Genomic DNA, 14,900 nt, shown 5'->3' with positions numbered 1-14,900 from the left:
CTTCTTCGATCGCGTCTCGGGTAATGAGACGGGCGGGGGTGAGAAGCGTGCATCGATCCGATTTGTTCTGGATCGCCGCCCGAAAACCGATGGCCTGAAACGGAGCGCGTGCTAGCGTCGGCGCCGGTCGAACAGGGGGTTGTGGGCCATGTGGGGACAGAAGCCCCATGGGGGGAACTCGTCGTCATCCGCACTTAGTTGCTGGAGTGCAGTGATCGAACTGCGGTCGGCGCGCCGGATCTTGCCGGGTGTTGACGACCAATGCCCGGGCTGCCTAGTGTGCTCCCTCATTGATTATCCCGATGGTGGCCGGGCGCGTGATTTCCGTCTTGCCGCCAGTCGGCACGGGTTCTCCCTTCCGAATTCTCGCAGCGTCGCGGGACCGGCCCCAGTCCTCGGATTCCGGGCTGCTCGGGAATTCCCGTAAATCCCAGTCCGTCGGTCCGTGATCGCCTTTTTCCGTGTCCGACCCATTCATGAGGAGTCGCATTGACAGCGCAGTTCTCCGCCGACGGCGGGGGAATCGGCACGGCCGTCGCCAGGCGTCTCGTGCTCGCGGACGCCGCCTACCAGTACACGCTCGCGCCGGTCGCCGACGCCCCGGTGCTCGTCGTGGACCTCGCACCGGAGGAAGGCACCGGCACCCGCGCCGCGGAGTACCTGCGCCAGAAGGACACCGTCGCGCGGGCGATCGCGGTGGTGGACGCCGACGGCGGGGTCGGTGAACTCGCCGTACCGGCCGAGCCCTTGGCGGCCTGGGCGGGCACGGGGCTCGACGAGGCGTTCGTGGACCACCTGCGCACCGCCCTGCCGTCCGCCGGCCAGGTGCGGGACACCGGTTCCGTGGACGCGGCACTCGCGGCGCTCGGCCCCGTCATGCTGCTCCGCACCCACGCGGGTGAACCGCAGCCCTGTACGGAAGTGCTGATGTGCACCCGTATACGGAGCATCGGCGCGGTGTTCGTCCGCGTCGCCCAGTTCGACCACGCGGCCGACGCGGACGTCGCCGAGCTCGTCACCTCGGCGTTCAAGTACCGCACCGAGCTGGAGGACTTCGTCCGCGTCGAGGGCAACGCCTACGTCGGGTACGAGAAGGACATCGAGATCGAGGAGAAGATCACCCTCGTCGACGACGCCGCCATCTGGCCCCTCACCAAGAGCCTGTGGACAGCCGTCGAGAAGGGGAACTTCCCCGGGTTCTTCACCGATCCCGGATACGAGCTGAGCCGCTGGCACTTCGTCCAGTACAACTTCGAGGTGCTCGCCCCGGAAGACGAAGTCGGCCATTACGCATTCCAGTCGCGTGCAGACGGCACGTACCGGCTCAAGATGAAGAAGTTCGCGAAGGACTCACTGCGGCGCATCGAGACCTTCCGGAACGGCCTGGACATTCCCGGTGAGGACTTCGAGGGCTACCTCGCCCGGGAGTTCCCCGAGTTGAGCTTCAGGCGGCTGCCGGGGCTGCGGCGCACGAAGTTCGACATCAACGTCCAGTCGGCCACCACCGGGCACTGCTTCGGCATCGAGACGGACGAGATCACCCTCAGCGACGGCACCGGGCGCAAGATGCGGCAGGTGGAGACGGAGTACCTGGAGACCCGGCGGCACCTCGGCATGGACGGGACCACGATCGACTCCGAGCTGAGCCGGCTGACCGGCCTGGTCGAGGCGCACCTGGCGGGACTCGGCATCGCCGCCGACCGCGGCCTGTACTCGAAGTTGTCCTTCCTGCGCGACAGCTCGCGATCCGCCGAGCTCTGACGGCCACGGACCCGCCGCGGGGCAGATCGCGGCGGCCGTGACCGCCCTTCCCTGCATGCAGCATCCGGCTGGAACGTTAAGGACGTGCGGCGTGACCACAAGCAGAAGGGGGATCCGGTCCTTTCGCGACATCGCACGGAGCGATGTCGACGTCAGGCGCCCCATCGTGACGCTGTTCAGCGGCGGGCTGGACAGCACCTACCTCCTGCACCGCTTGGTGCAGGCCGGTGCCACCGACGTGCACGCCCTCAGCGTGGGGGTCGGCGGGGACGAAAGGCCGGAGCAGATCCAGCGGATCGCCGACCGGCTGGGGGTACGCCTCCACCTGGTCGACGGCCGGTCCGTGTTCGTGGAGGAGTTCGTCAAGCCCGCGATCGCCGCCCACGGCGTGTACCTGGACACGCACCCCGTCAGCTCGTCGCTGAGCCGGCCGCTCATCGCCCGTACGGCCGTACAGCTGGCGCGGGAGCTGGACGCGGGGATGATCCTGCACACCGCCAACCGCTCGCAGAACACCCTGCGCAGGCTGAACGGCGCGCTCGACCAGCTCGGGTTCCAGGGGTACTTCGGCACTCCCTACGATCTCGATCCCGTGGACCGGGAGATGAAGATCAAGGAGTTGGGGGCCATCGGGCTGGACGAGATGGCCGAGCGCTCGGCGAGCGGCGACTCCAACCTGTGGTGCCGCGAGTTCGAGTCCGGAATCCTGGACGACCCCGAGAACCACCCGGTGCCCGAGTCCTACTACCGCTGGAGCGCGAACCGGGGGACGCCCGACACGGAAGAGCTCGACGTGAGCTTCCGCGCCGGTGTCCCCGTCGCCGTCAACGGGCGCGAGCTTCCGCTCGCGGACGTCATCGAGTCGCTGAACCGGACGGTCGGGGCCCACGGCCTGGGCCGCTACACCGGCCTGGAGCACTTGGCGGGCGGAACCAAGGTCCTCGAAGTACGGGAGATGCCGGCCGCCTGGCTCCTGCTGGCGTCGCGCCGCCACCTGGAAACGGCGGTGCTCGACGCGGAGGCGCTCCGGGAGAAGATCCACATCGAGCAGATCTGGGTCCGCGAGGCGCTCGAAGGGCGCTGGTTCGCCGGTCTGCGGGCCGCCTGCCAGGCCTTCGTCACCTCGCTCGCGGAGCCGGTCTGCGGAACCGTGCGCTGGCGGCTGGCCGGCAGCAGGACGTCCACGGTCTCCATCGTCGCCGACGAGCCCATGTACGTGCGCAACCGTGAGGACTGGGAGCAGGCATCCATCAGGGAAGAGCTGTCCCACCTGGGCGGAGCGTCGACCGAAGAGAGCGGGAGCGGACAGTGGTAGGGATCCAGCGGAACACGGAGCCCGGCCCCGGGCGCCTGGTCGTCATCGACGCGGACGTGCGCGCCGCCCGCGCCGCGCACGGCCTCGGCCGGCCCCTCGTCTTCGTGCAGCGCCCCGGCTCCCGCGCGGACGAACTGGTCGACGACTTCTCGGGCTACTACACCGTCGACTTCGCGGGTGAGGGTTTCGCTGAGTTCGTCGGGGAGATCCTGGCCCCGCTGGCTCCCACGGCCGTGGTCTCGCTCAGCGAGGAGGGCGCCCGGGCTGCCACGCTCGCCAACTCCCTGCTGGGCACCGACGCCACCCGGGTCGACGAGGCGCGCCGTCTCCTGGCCGACGCGTCCGCCGGTGAGGTGTACGAGGAGTCCGGTGCGGCCGGTGAGACCGGTGCGGCCGGTGAGGCCGGTGAGGCCGAGGGGCGTGGGGAGAGGGCGGCGTCCTCCTCCGGGCGGCCCGTCGCCCTGTTCATCAACAACCACCCGTACTCCAACTTCAACCGCGGCGGCGTCTACACCCTGCCGACCTCGGAAATCGACATCCACATGGCGGCCCGCACCCAGATCGACGGCGGGGTCACGGGATTCGCCGACCACCCCCTCGACCACGTCGCCCTGTGCGAAGCCAACGAAGAGGACCGCTGGCGCGAGATCTGCTCATGGATCCTGCGCAACCACCCCATCAGCCGGGTCATCGCCGTCCACGAGCGGGCGGTGCTCCTCGCGGCCGAGATGCGCTCGAAGTTCGGCCTCGCCGGGATGGACCTCGACACGGCGACGCGCTTCCGCGACAAGGTGCGGATGAAGGACGCGGTACGGGCGGCGGACGCCGCGACCGTCCCCGACTTCGCCCCGCTCGACACCGTCGAGGACCTGGAGAAGGTCGACTGGAGCACCGGCCGCAAGGTCATCAAGAGCCGTACGGGGCTCGCGGCGAAGGACCTCTACATCGTCGAGACGCTGGAGGAGGCTCGCCGCGTCGTGGGCGGCCTTGATCTCTCCGGCTCGCACTACGAGGTCGAAGAGTTCGTCAAGGGCCAGATCTACCACTGCGACTCCGTGGTGCGCGACGGCGGGATCGTCTTCAGCAGCGTCGGCAAGTACCTCGCCGACCCGGCCAGTTACCGGCCGGGATCCATCTTCGGCACCGTACTCGTGGGCGAGAGCGAACTGGTCCGGCGCATCACCGCGCTGAACACGCGGGTGCTGGCCGCACTGGGGCTCAAGGACGGCACCACCCACCTGGAACTCTTCCACACCGAAGCGGACGAACTGGTCTTCTGCGAGGTCGCCGGACGGCCGCCGGGCGGCATCATCCCCCCGGTCATCCAGGCGCAGTACGGCTTCGACATCGTCGAGGCGCAGATCCGCATCGACGCCGGACTCGACGTCTCCCTGGGCACCGCCCCCGAGCCCGTGGACGGCACCGGCACCGCCGGATTCCTGGCGTTCTATCCCGGCGGCGGCGAATCCCGGGGCATCGACCCCGACCGGCTGAGCGCTCTCGGCGTCGTGGAACACCTCACCCACCGTGGCGCCGGCAACGGGCGCGGAGGCGTCAGGCACTCCACGGACTTCCTGGACTCGTACGTGATCAAGGCCGCCGACGACGAGGAGCTGACGCGCCGGATCGCCGCCATCCAGGACGAGTACTGGCGGTGACGGCACCGCGAGCACCGCGAGGACCTGCGGCGACGGCACCCGGACGACCTGCGGCGACCGCGCCGGGACGACCGGCGGCGACGCACCGGGACGACAGCCGGTGACCGCGCCGCCGCGGGTCCTGCACGCGCGCGACGTGACCAGCACGTGGGGGAGCGGCCAGTCCGCGTACGACGCGACAGCGGCGTGCCCCGACCGATGAGCGAAAGATGTGACATGCCTGACTTCGACCTGATCGGCATCGGCATAGGGCCGGCGAACCTGAGCCTCGCCGCGCTGTCCGAGCCCTTCCCCGAGATCCGCTCCCAGTTCCTGGACGCCAAACCGGAGTTCCGGTGGCATCCCGGCCTCATGCTGCCCGACTCCCAGCTGACGGTGACGTACTTCAGGGACCTCGTCACGCTCGTCGACCCGCGGAGCCGGTTCTCCTTCCTCAACTTCCTCGTCGAGACCGGCCGGGCGTTCAGGTTCCTGGAGGCGAACGGGGTGAGCTGCTCCCGGCGCGAGTTCGAGCAGTACTTCCAGTGGGCCGCCGAACAGCTCCCGTCCCTCCAGTGGGGAAAGCGCGTCGAGTCCGTGTCCCTGACCGACGACGGCTTCCGGATCACCTCCGAGGGAGGCGCCACCCGCACGGCCCGCAACCTCGTCCTCGGGTCGGGGGCCGAACCCCGGCTGCCCGACTTCGCGAAGCCCTTCGAAGGCGCGCGGGTGGTGCACAGCAGCAACCTGACCGTGACCCGGCCCGAGTGGAAGGGGCGCCGGGTCCTCGTCGTCGGGTCGGGCCAGAGCGGGGCCGAGGTCGTCAACCACCTCATCTCCGACGAGAACAACCTCCCCGCGTCCCTCACCTGGACCTCCAGCCGTATCGGCTTCCAGCCGCTGGACGACTCGCCCTTCACCAACGAGTGGTTCTCCTCCACCTACGTCGGCTACTTCAACGGACTCCCCGCCGCGCGCAGGGCGGAGATCATCCGCGAGCAGCAGGACGCCGGCGGGGACGGCATCACCGACGAACTGCTGGGCTCCGTCTACCGGCGCCTGTACCACCTCGACCACGTCCTGCGGTCCGAGCTGCGCCACCAGCTCCTGGTGTCCCGCCGGGCGGTCGGCCTGGAGCAGAACGGCTCCGACATCGTGGTCGACCTGCTCGACGTGAACCGCGGGGACGTCGAGCGGCTCCCGGTGGACCTGGTCATCTTCTGCACCGGCTACCACAACCCGGTGCCCGGATACCTCAAGCCGATCCAGGACCAACTGTCCATCGCCGACGGGGCGTTCCAGGTACGGCCCGACTACTCCCTCGAACTCGACGCACCGGGGGACCACCGCATCTACGTCCAGGGCTTCGCGGAGAGCAGTCACGGCATCAACGACACCCTGCTCAGCCTCGCCTCCTGGCGCAGTGCCCGCATCGTCAACTCCGTGCTCGGCCGCGAGGAGTACCGCGTCGACGCGGGCACCACCACGGTGGCCTGGCGCTGAAGAGGCGGGCCGCCCGCCCACAGCGAGCGGGCGGCGCACGGCCGGGCGGTTCTGTGAGTCGTTGTCACGAGGGAGATCATGAGTACCGGTAGCACCGCAGTAAAGACGCTGTTCGAACGGACGAGAGTCTCACGCAACGACGAGCTCGTCTTCGTGGCGAAGCTGGGCGTGGCCCTGCTGCTCAGCTGTCTCGGCGGGTTCCTCGCCCTGACGTCCGGCCCGCTCGGCGCGTCCGTCGGCGTCCTCCTGCTGGCCGCGATGTACACGCACATGGTGGAGCTCCAGCACCAGTGCCTGCACCACTCCGCGTTCCGCCGCAGCTCACTGCACCGGCCCGTGGGGTTCCTGCTCGGGCTGCCGCTGCTCTCGGCGTACAGCCACTACCGGGTCCAGCACCTCCAGCACCACAAGTACCTCGGTACGCCCGACGACTCCGAGTTCTTCGGCTTCGACACCCGTGCGCCGCTGACCTGGGGAGCCCTCCTGCGGGGCGCGCTCAGCCCGGCACGACTGGGCCAGGTCGCGGTGAACGTCCTCAAGAGCTGCCGGGGCACCTGGACGTACACCATGGGCCAGATCGCCGACAAGTCCCGCCGTCAAGTGATTGCCGAATACCGGGCGTTCGCCCTGTGGGTCGTGGGGGCGGTGGTCCTCTCCCTCGCGGGATTCGGCCACGCCGTCCTGGTGCTGTGGGTCGTGCCGCTGCTGCTGTCGATACCGGTGCACTTCTTCCTCGAACTGCCGGAGCACGTGCTGTGCGACAACGACAGCACCGATGTGCTGCTCAACACCCGTACCATCAGCGGTAGTTGGTTCAGCCAGTGGTTCACCAACGGCAACAACTTCCATGTGGAGCACCACGCGTCGATGGTGGTCCCGATCAACCGCCTCCAGGAGCGTCACCCGGTGGCGAAGGAGTACGCCACGCACACGGACGACAGTTACGTGACCTTCTACGCGAAGATCATGAGGGAGGCGAACCGCAACCGCAGGCAGCGCCGCGCGCTGGGCACTGCCGTCGAGGCGGACTCGTGACCGCGCCCCCCGAGCCCCCGGAGCAGGCGGCCGTCACGGAGCGGGTGGCGCTCAGGGACACGCGTGTGATGCGCGTGCTCGTGAGCTCCGCGATGCTTTCGAAGATCGCCGACTGGCAGATGGGCATCGTCATCCCGCTGGCGGTGCTCGCGGAGTCGGACTCCGTCGCCCTGGCCCTCGTCTCGTTCGCGCTGCGCGGTGTCTCCTACGTCGGCTCGCCCTTCCTGGGTGCCCTCATCGACCGCTTCGACAAGCGGGCGATCTACGTCCTCGCACAGCTCCAGCAGGCCGTCTGCATGGTTCTGTTGGCGGGTCTGCTGGACAGCCGGGTCTCGGTGGCCGCGCTGGTGCTGCTCTCGGGCATCGGCGGGGTCGCGAGCACGATCACCGGTCAGTTCGTGCTCATCCCGAAACTGATCAGCCCGCCCGCCCGCCCCGTGGCCGTCGCCAAGCTGAACTCGGCGATCGAGCTGTCCAAGGTGGTCGGGCTGGTCATGGGCGGCACCGCCTTCGGCGTCCTCGGGCCTGCCTCCGCCGCGCTCTTCATCGCGCTCCTGTACCTGCTCTCCGGCGCCGTCGCCCTGCTGCTGCCCAAGGTGGCGTCCAGCGGCCAGAAGATGAACATCCGCCGGGACCTCGCGATCGGGTTCCGCTGGGTCGGCCGCCAGGAGATCCTCTGGCTCGTGGTGACCATGTCGATGACGAATCTCGCCATCGGCCAACTGGAGCCCGTGCTGATCACCGAGTTCGGCGACCAGGGAATGAACACCACCGTGATCTCCGTGGTCATGGCCGTCGGACTGCTCATGGGCGCGCTCGCCAGCCGGCTGGCGCCCTCCCTCGCCCCCGCCCTGAGCCCCGAACGGCGCATCCTGGCCGCCCAGATCATCGCCTTCGCCGGCCTGGTCCTGGTGGCGACGCCGCCGCTCTGGCTGCGGCTCGCCGGGTTCATGGTCGAGTGCTTCGCCGTCGCCGTGAGCAACGTCGCCTCCATCACGTACCGGCAGGAGACGATCCCGGACGAGGTGGCGGGCCGGGCCAACGCCACGATCCGCATGTTCATCACGGGCGCCTCCCCCCTCTCCGGGTTCCTCTTCGCCTGGGCCAGCCGGCTCGACGGTTTCTGGTACTGGCTGCCCGCACTGGCCCTCTGGCTCGCCGCGATCGTGATCTGGGCCGTCTACACCCGCGCCGGCGGAGGGCAGGCCCGGCGGACGGAGGCCCCGCGGGCGGAGGCCCCGCGGGCGGCCGGTCAGCCGGTGAACGGCCCGCAGGTGGACGAAGAGCAGGCGGACGACACCGAAGGAGTCACCACCCGTGGAGATCACTGAACAGGACCACCTCGTCGTCGCCACCCTGGACCGCGACGAGGCCGAGCGGCACGCCTGGAAGGACACGGACACCCCGGTCGACGTCGTCCGGCTGGCAGGCTCCGAGGACATCGACGGGGCGACCCTGGCCGAGCTGGGATTCGTGGCACGCCCGCAGTGGATCAACTGGTGCGCTCCCGTACGGGATTCCGCGACGGAGTTCGAGGCCGCGCTCCCCGGCACCGAGCGGCGCAACATCCGCCTCGGCCGCCGCCACGTCCAGGACGAAGGACTGCGCGTCGGCGTACGGGCCGGACTCACCCCGGAACTCCTCGACGAGTTCCTGGCGGTGTACGACCGCCAGATCGAGGCGATGCCGCGCGGCAAGAACTACGCGCGCCGCTCGCGCGAACGCCTCCTCGCCGTGGGGGACGAGCTCGTCAGCGTCTGCGTGTACGACGGAGACCGGATGATCGTGGGCTCGCTGTGGTGGATGCGCCCCGAGCCGTCCGTCCTCCAGATGCGCTTCTCGGCGGCCTCGGCCGACGCGCGCGCGAGCCGGGTGATGCGGGTCGCCTACACGGAGGCGTTCCAGTTCGCCCGGGACAACGGGCTGGTCCACGCGTCCCTCGGCAACGACCCCTCCCTCTTCGGGCACGTCGTCCAGCCCGGCCTGTTCACGTTCAAGAGCCGCCTCGGCTTCGTCCCCGTCCCGTCCCAGGTCCTCGACCCGAGACTCGCGGGCGAACACGCCGACCGGTTCCTCTCCCTGCGCGCGCTCTCCGACCCCGCCCTCGTGGTGACCTGGGGGCACCACCGGGGCGCGGCACCGTCCTGGCCACAGGCCGCCCAGGCCCCCGGCCACGATCTCCTCATCCTGTCGGCCGCACCGGACGAGGCCCTGACGGGCCGGTTCCGCACGAGCGGCTTCCGGGAGACGCGGTCGGTGGTGGTGGGGGGTTCCTGACCACGGGTTCCCGACCACTGCCCCGGGCCCCGGTGACGCCCTGCCTCAGGGCTCCAGGGCCTTGGGGCAGCAGGGCTCCAGGGCCCCCGGTGACGCCTCACCCCAGCGCGGCCTCGCACTCCTCGCACCGCCGGATCGCCTGCCGGTCCGTGTTGCCCTCCGTCGCGGTCGCCGGACAGCTGCTGCTCAAGCGGTCCCAGAGCCCCGCCGGCGGATCGGGGATCCAGCCCCAGCGCGGGGCGGTCACCAGCTCCTCCGTCAGGTGGGCGCACGCGCCGGGCAGGTGCGCGTACCGCCTCGGCGAGATCAGGATCGTGTCGGCGGGGAAGGTCCGCCACTCCTGCCGGGGCGAGACGACCGGGCGCTCCTTCGGCGGGGAGCCGTCGGGCGGGCAGGAGCAGCCCAGTCCGATGACCAACTCGCAACGCTCGCAGCACTTCTGTCGCACGTGTCCCACTCCCACCTCGCGCCGGCGTCCTCATCGGGAGACGGGCGGCCCGTCGCATTCCGGAAACCCTGGCGACCGGTAGAACGCCCGCACGCCTGACGGGTCACGGTGCGTTGCTCCTCCGGGGGTGAAAGAGACGGAGACGCTGCCCCGCCCTACCCGCCGAAGGAGCCCAGGGCGGTCGCGGTGTCCTCGCCGCCCCAGCCCTCGGGGGTGCGCCAGAGGACGTGGACGCCGAAGATGTCGCGGACGGTGCCGGCGGACCAGTCCTCGGTGGGCGGTTCGCAGAGGACCAGGTAGCGGGCGACGGCCGGGGCGGGCAGGGTGTGGTTGATCTCCAGGAGGCGCGTCGCCCCGGAACGGAGGTCCTCGTACCCGGCCCGGCCGGCGCCGAGGACCTCGTAGAGGAAGAGTCCCCGGTCGGTGACGCAGCTGACGTCGACGAGCTCGGACTCGGTCGGCTGGATGTCCGCCCACAGCAGGGCCGACATCAGCGCGAGGCGCACCGCCTCGTGCTTCTTGCAGGTGCGGTCGGCGGCGGCCGAGGTCACCAGTGCCTGGAGGAAGCCCTCCTGGGGCGCCGGTACCGGCGCGGGGGCGGGTGCGGCGGGGGCGTCCTCGGCGGTGGTCGTCACGGGGGTCACGGGGTCGCTTTCCTTCCGGGGAGGCTGTTCGGGCCGGGGCGCGGGGGCGGGTTCCGCGTGAGGTGCCGCGGCGGCGGGCTCCTCGGCGGGTTCCGCGGCGGGCTCTCCGTCGGGGGCCGGGGCGCCGGTCGCCCCCGCCCCGCGGGTACGGAGCGTCTCCCGCGCCTCCGCGAGGGCGTCGAGCCAGCCGGAGCCGGTCAGTTCGGCCGAGAGCCGGGCGGTGTTCAGGGTGTCGTCCTTGAGCGCGCGGTTGGTGCCCGCCGCGAGGTCGCGCAGCACCCCCAGCCGCTCACGGTCCGGTGAACCGAGGACGCGCCGTACGTCCACCCAGTCCGCCTGGTCGCGGCGGAGGACGCGGTTGGCCATGCCCTGGAGTTCGGAGAGCCGGGCGCGGGCGTCCGGCACGGACGCCACGTCCACGTCAGGGGCGAGCAGTTCGGCGAGCACGGTGACAGCGCCCAGGTAACGGTCGGCCATGCGCGGGGAGATGGGCAGACGGCCGCGTTCGTCGGCGGTCAGCACGCTGTGTCCGGTCTCGTTGGCGAAGACCCAGGTGTCGAGTTCCTGGCCGGGACGCGGCGGCGCGGAACCGTGCCGGACGGTCAGGACGAGCGGGCGGTCGACGGCGGGGGCGAGCGCCTTGACCCGGTAGCGGCCTCCCGGGCCGGGGCCCAGGACCCGTACCCGGATGTCGGAGCCGATCTCGGGGACCTCGCCGGGAGGGGCCGTACGGACCGGCGGGGCGCCGGGCGGCGGAGTACCCGGTGCCGAGGGGTCCGGTGCCGGTTCTGTGCCGGCGGGGTCGTCGGCGCGCGTGAGGGCATCCGGGAGCGGGGAGGTGTGCAGCACGGTCAGGCTCTGGGTGGCGCGGGTCAGGGCGATGTAGAGCTGCCGCAGCCCGGCCGGGCCGGTGTCGGCGATGGTGGCCGGTTCGAGGACGAGGACGTGGTCGTACTCCATGCCCTTGGCCTGCGCGGCGGCCAGCACGGACACCGCCGCACGGCCCGGACCGGTGATCTCGGGGCTGCGGTCGAGCCGGCCGCCGATCTCCTCCAGCCAGCGCGAGTCGTCGGGGACGACGACGGCCACCGACCGCAGGGTGCGGCCGTCGTTCGTCCCGACCAGGCGGGTCACCTGGGCCACCGTGTCGTCGAGGAGCTTCCAGGGCTCGGTCGACAGGGTGCGTACGGCGTCGGCGCCCGCCTCGCGCACCGCGCGCGGGTACGGCAGCGTGGGGGCGACCACGCGGGCCAGCGGGGCGACGAACTCCATGATCTCGGCGGGTACGCGGTAGCTGGTGTTCAACTCCGCGACCCGCCAGTCGCCGTGGTCGGAGAGGAGCGTGCCCAGGCGGTCCCAGGCGGTGTACGGAACCGGTCCGGTGGCCTGCGCGAGGTCGCCGAGCACCGTCATCGAACCGCCCCGGGCGACCCGGCGGCGCAGGGCGCGGGCCTGCATCGGGGTGAGGTCCTGGGCCTCGTCCACGACGATGTGACCGTACCGGCGGGGGATCTCCCCGGCGATGAGGTACCGGAGTTCCTCCAGGCAGACCCGGTCCTCCAGGGTCCACGGGTCGCCGTCGGCGCGGGCCGCGCGGGGGCGGTGCAGGGCGCGCCGCTCGTCCTCGCCCAGCACGTCCTCGGCGCAGGCGCGCAGCAGTTCGGGCGAGTCGTAGAGCGTACGCAGCGACTCGCGGGCGCCCGGCGACGGCCAGACGCGGTCGATGAGGCGTTCCACCCGGCGGTTGCGTTCCAGGCTGCGGCGGATCGTGCCGTCGGCACCCCGGCGCGGGGCGATGGCGGTGAGCTCCCGCAGCAGCCGGTCCACGATCAGGCTGCGGAAGCGGTCGCGCCGCTCGCGGTAGGCCGCTTCGCCGCTCCGGGCCTCGGCGAGCAGGGCGCGTACCTCCGAACCCGCGATGCGCAGGGTCGCACTTCCGGCGGTGACGGTGAACGCGGGTTCGTCGCCCTCGAAGGACGGCGGGGTGAGCTGGCCGTCGATCGCCTCCGGGCGGCACTCGTGCTCGACGCGCCGCCGCAGCACGGCCGCCATGCGTTCGTCGGCCTTCACCGCGCGGGCCTGCGGGCTGTCGGTGCCGAGGAGTTCGCCGTCCCAGAGGCGGGAGAGCTGGACGGCGTTGACGTCCCGGGTGCCGAGGGTCGGCAGGACCTCGCCGACGTACTCCAGGAACCGCTGGTGGGGGCCGATGACGAGGACGTCCCGGGCGTTGAAGTGGTCGTTGCTGACGAGCCAGGTGACCCGGTGCAGGCCGACCGCCGACTTGCCGGTACCGGGCCCGCCCTGCACGACCAGGATGTCCGAGGGCGACCCGGTGACCAGGTCCATCTGGTCGCGGCGGATCGTCTCGACGATGTCGCGCATCCGGCCGCCGCGCGAGCGCTGGAGCTCGCGGAGCAGGAACTCGTCGGGCTGCGCGGGCTTGCGCCGCCGGGCCCGCGCGACGTCGCCGGGCGTGACCGGCGGGGTGCGCAACTTCCGTCGGGGGACCGGGACGTGGGGGATGTGCGGGGCGGGCGGTGCGGTGCCGTCGTGGGGTTCCTCCGCAAGCGGCGACTCCTCGGCCGCCGCCTCTTCTTCTTCCGCTTCCTCCGCCGGAGCCCCGTCGCGCTCCGGCTCGTCCCGCTGTCCGGGGAGGCCCGCGGGTTCCCGTACGGGACCGGCCGCGAACGCCGGGGCGATGTCGTCGAAGTAGTCCTCCACCACCTGCCGTACACACCGCAGTTGACGCCTCAGCTCCACCTCCCCCGGGTCCTCGGGCCGCGCGTCCGCCCACTTCTTCGCCAGCGGACTGGTCCAGAGCAGCACGACCGGCTCGTTCTCGGCGTCCCGTACGCCGCGCCGCCCGATGTACCAGGGACGGGGCGCACCCCCCGGCTCCTCGGGGGCATCGACCCGGGAGAAGACGAGCGCCTCGTCCCCCAGGCCGCCGTACGCCTCGGCGCGCGCCTCCGCTTCCCTCCGGTTGGCGATGCCGTCCTTGGTGGTCGCCGCGGCGGTGGCGGCCGACGTGCCGGTCATCTCGGCGAGCCGCGTGGTGTAGCAGTCGTACGCGTGGTCGACGGCCTTCTGCTCCCCGGCGAGGACTTCTTCGCGCGTGGTGGTGCTCATGTGCATCCTCCCTTGCGGAGCACATGAGGCCCCGCTACGGGCCTGCGCCCGTACCCCGGGGACACACCTACCAGAGACCGTACGGTGACGAACAGTCTGAGTGGCGATTACCGGACACGGGGCCCGGCGGCCGGGAGCGCCGCGCGCCCGTCCGGTGTCCGGGCCGTCGCCCGTACCTACCGCAGCTCGTCCGCGCCCGTCCCCGTCGTGTCCGCCCGCCGGGACGCGGTGCGGCGGGCGCGGACCGTCTCGGCGGTCAGGCTCGACAGCAGGCTCAGCGCAGCCTCGGAGGGGGAGCCCTCGGGGGCGGTGTAGAGCAGCATCCGGTGGCCGGTGTCGTCGGAGAGGCGGAGGTTCTCGAAGTCCAGGGTCATCGCGCCCACCACCGGGTGGTGCAGGGCCTTGGTCCCGACGGTGCAGTCCCGCACCGGGTGCTTCGACCAGAGGCCGGCGAAGTCGGGGCTCTGCAGCATGAGCGTGCCGATGAGTCCGGCGAGCGCGCTGTCCTCGGGGTTGCGGCCCGCGACCAGGCGCATCGCGGCCAGCGCCACCCGCGCCTCCTTGTCCCACTCCGTGTACAGCTCGCGGGTGTGCGGGTCGAGGAAGAGCATCCGGGTGAGGTTGGGGCGGCCTGCCGGGCTGTCCGGACTCCGTACGTCCAGGTGACCGGCGAGCAGGGCGTGGCCGAGCGCGTTCCAGGCGAGGACGTCGTTGCGGCCGTCCAGCACCACGGCCGGCACCTGCGGCATCGAGTCGATCAGCCGCCGGGTGGAGGCGCGTACGAACTCCGGGCGGTGCGGCGCGGCCCGCTTCGCCTTCGGCGGGCGGGCCAGGTCGCGCAGATGGGCGTGCTCGTCGGGGGTGAGGCGCAGGGCGCGGGCGAGGGAGTCGAGGACGCTGTCCGAGGCGTTGGAGCTCTGCCCCTGCTCCAGATGGGTGTAGTACGTGATGCTCACCCCGGCCAGCAGGGCGAGCTCCTCGCGCCGCAGCCCGGGAACCCGCCTGCGGGTGCCATGGCTCGGCAGGCCGACGTCCTCCGGCTGGAGCCGCGCGCGGCGGTTGCGGAGGAAGTCGCCCAGGGCCGTGGGAGTGTCCATGCGTCCCAGTGTGCCCGCCCGGCCGCCGCGGCGGTGCTCCCAAGGTGGCCCTGC

The 14,900-nt window shown here is 71.5% G+C and carries 10 protein-coding genes; 7 read left to right on the top strand and 3 right to left on the bottom strand.

The genetic code is table 11. The features are described 5' to 3' along the window. The first annotated feature begins 489 nt into the window (after positions 1–489). The 7 genes from ACFWEE_RS01875 (at position 490) to ACFWEE_RS01845 (ending at position 9,528) form a co-directional block, all read left to right on the top strand. Positions 490–1,761 (top strand): hypothetical protein, encoded by a 1,272-nt coding sequence (locus ACFWEE_RS01875; RefSeq protein ID WP_386885501.1) that lies wholly within the window; start codon positions 490–492, stop codon positions 1,759–1,761. A 55-nt stretch (positions 1,762–1,816) separates the two neighbouring features. Continuing rightward, positions 1,817–3,076 (top strand): argininosuccinate synthase-related protein, encoded by a 1,260-nt coding sequence (locus ACFWEE_RS01870; RefSeq protein WP_386885796.1) that lies wholly within the window; start codon positions 1,817–1,819, stop codon positions 3,074–3,076. Beyond that, on the top strand, positions 3,070–4,734 hold the full coding sequence (locus ACFWEE_RS01865; RefSeq protein ID WP_386885499.1) for an acetyl-CoA carboxylase biotin carboxylase subunit family protein: 1,665 nt from the start codon (positions 3,070–3,072) through the stop codon (positions 4,732–4,734). Before ACFWEE_RS01870 ends, ACFWEE_RS01865 begins: the two co-directional genes overlap by 7 nt. 216 nt (positions 4,735–4,950) lie before the next feature. Beyond that, positions 4,951–6,216: a lysine N(6)-hydroxylase/L-ornithine N(5)-oxygenase family protein gene (locus tag ACFWEE_RS01860; protein ID WP_386885497.1), complete on the top strand. Its 1,266-nt coding sequence runs from the start codon at positions 4,951–4,953 to the stop codon at positions 6,214–6,216. A 78-nt stretch (positions 6,217–6,294) separates the two neighbouring features. Beyond that, positions 6,295–7,251, top strand: coding sequence for a fatty acid desaturase family protein (locus tag ACFWEE_RS01855; RefSeq protein ID WP_386885496.1), 957 nt, complete (start codon positions 6,295–6,297; stop codon positions 7,249–7,251). Next, positions 7,248–8,582, top strand: a complete 1,335-nt coding sequence (locus ACFWEE_RS01850; protein ID WP_386885494.1) for an MFS transporter — start codon at positions 7,248–7,250, stop codon at positions 8,580–8,582. The genes ACFWEE_RS01855 and ACFWEE_RS01850 overlap by 4 nt, the downstream gene beginning before the upstream one ends. Then, positions 8,569–9,528, top strand: coding sequence for a GNAT family N-acetyltransferase (locus ACFWEE_RS01845; protein WP_386885492.1), 960 nt, complete (start codon positions 8,569–8,571; stop codon positions 9,526–9,528). Before ACFWEE_RS01850 ends, ACFWEE_RS01845 begins: the two co-directional genes overlap by 14 nt. A 97-nt stretch (positions 9,529–9,625) precedes the next feature. On the opposite strand, the gene ACFWEE_RS01840 is transcribed toward ACFWEE_RS01845, so the two are convergent. From ACFWEE_RS01840 to ACFWEE_RS01830, 3 genes are all read right to left on the bottom strand, one after another. Further along, on the bottom strand, positions 9,626–9,976 hold the full coding sequence (locus ACFWEE_RS01840) for a hypothetical protein (RefSeq protein ID WP_386885491.1): 351 nt from the start codon (positions 9,974–9,976) through the stop codon (positions 9,626–9,628). 155 nt (positions 9,977–10,131) lie between these two features. After that, entirely contained in the window at positions 10,132–13,749 is a 3,618-nt protein-coding gene (locus ACFWEE_RS01835; RefSeq protein ID WP_386885490.1) for an AAA family ATPase, read from the bottom strand. A gap of 176 nt (positions 13,750–13,925) precedes the next feature. Continuing rightward, a complete protein-coding gene (locus tag ACFWEE_RS01830) occupies positions 13,926–14,846 on the bottom strand; it encodes a helix-turn-helix transcriptional regulator (RefSeq protein ID WP_386885488.1) in 921 nt (306 codons plus the stop codon). Positions 14,847–14,900: the final 54 nt, after the last annotated feature.

Origin of the sequence: Streptomyces sp. NPDC060184, assembly GCF_042728795.1 — a bacterium.
Classification (GTDB): Bacteria; Actinomycetota; Actinomycetes; order Streptomycetales; family Streptomycetaceae; genus Streptomyces.
The sequence above is the reverse complement of the archived record's forward strand: the minus strand, read 5'-3'. Positions and strand labels throughout refer to the sequence as shown.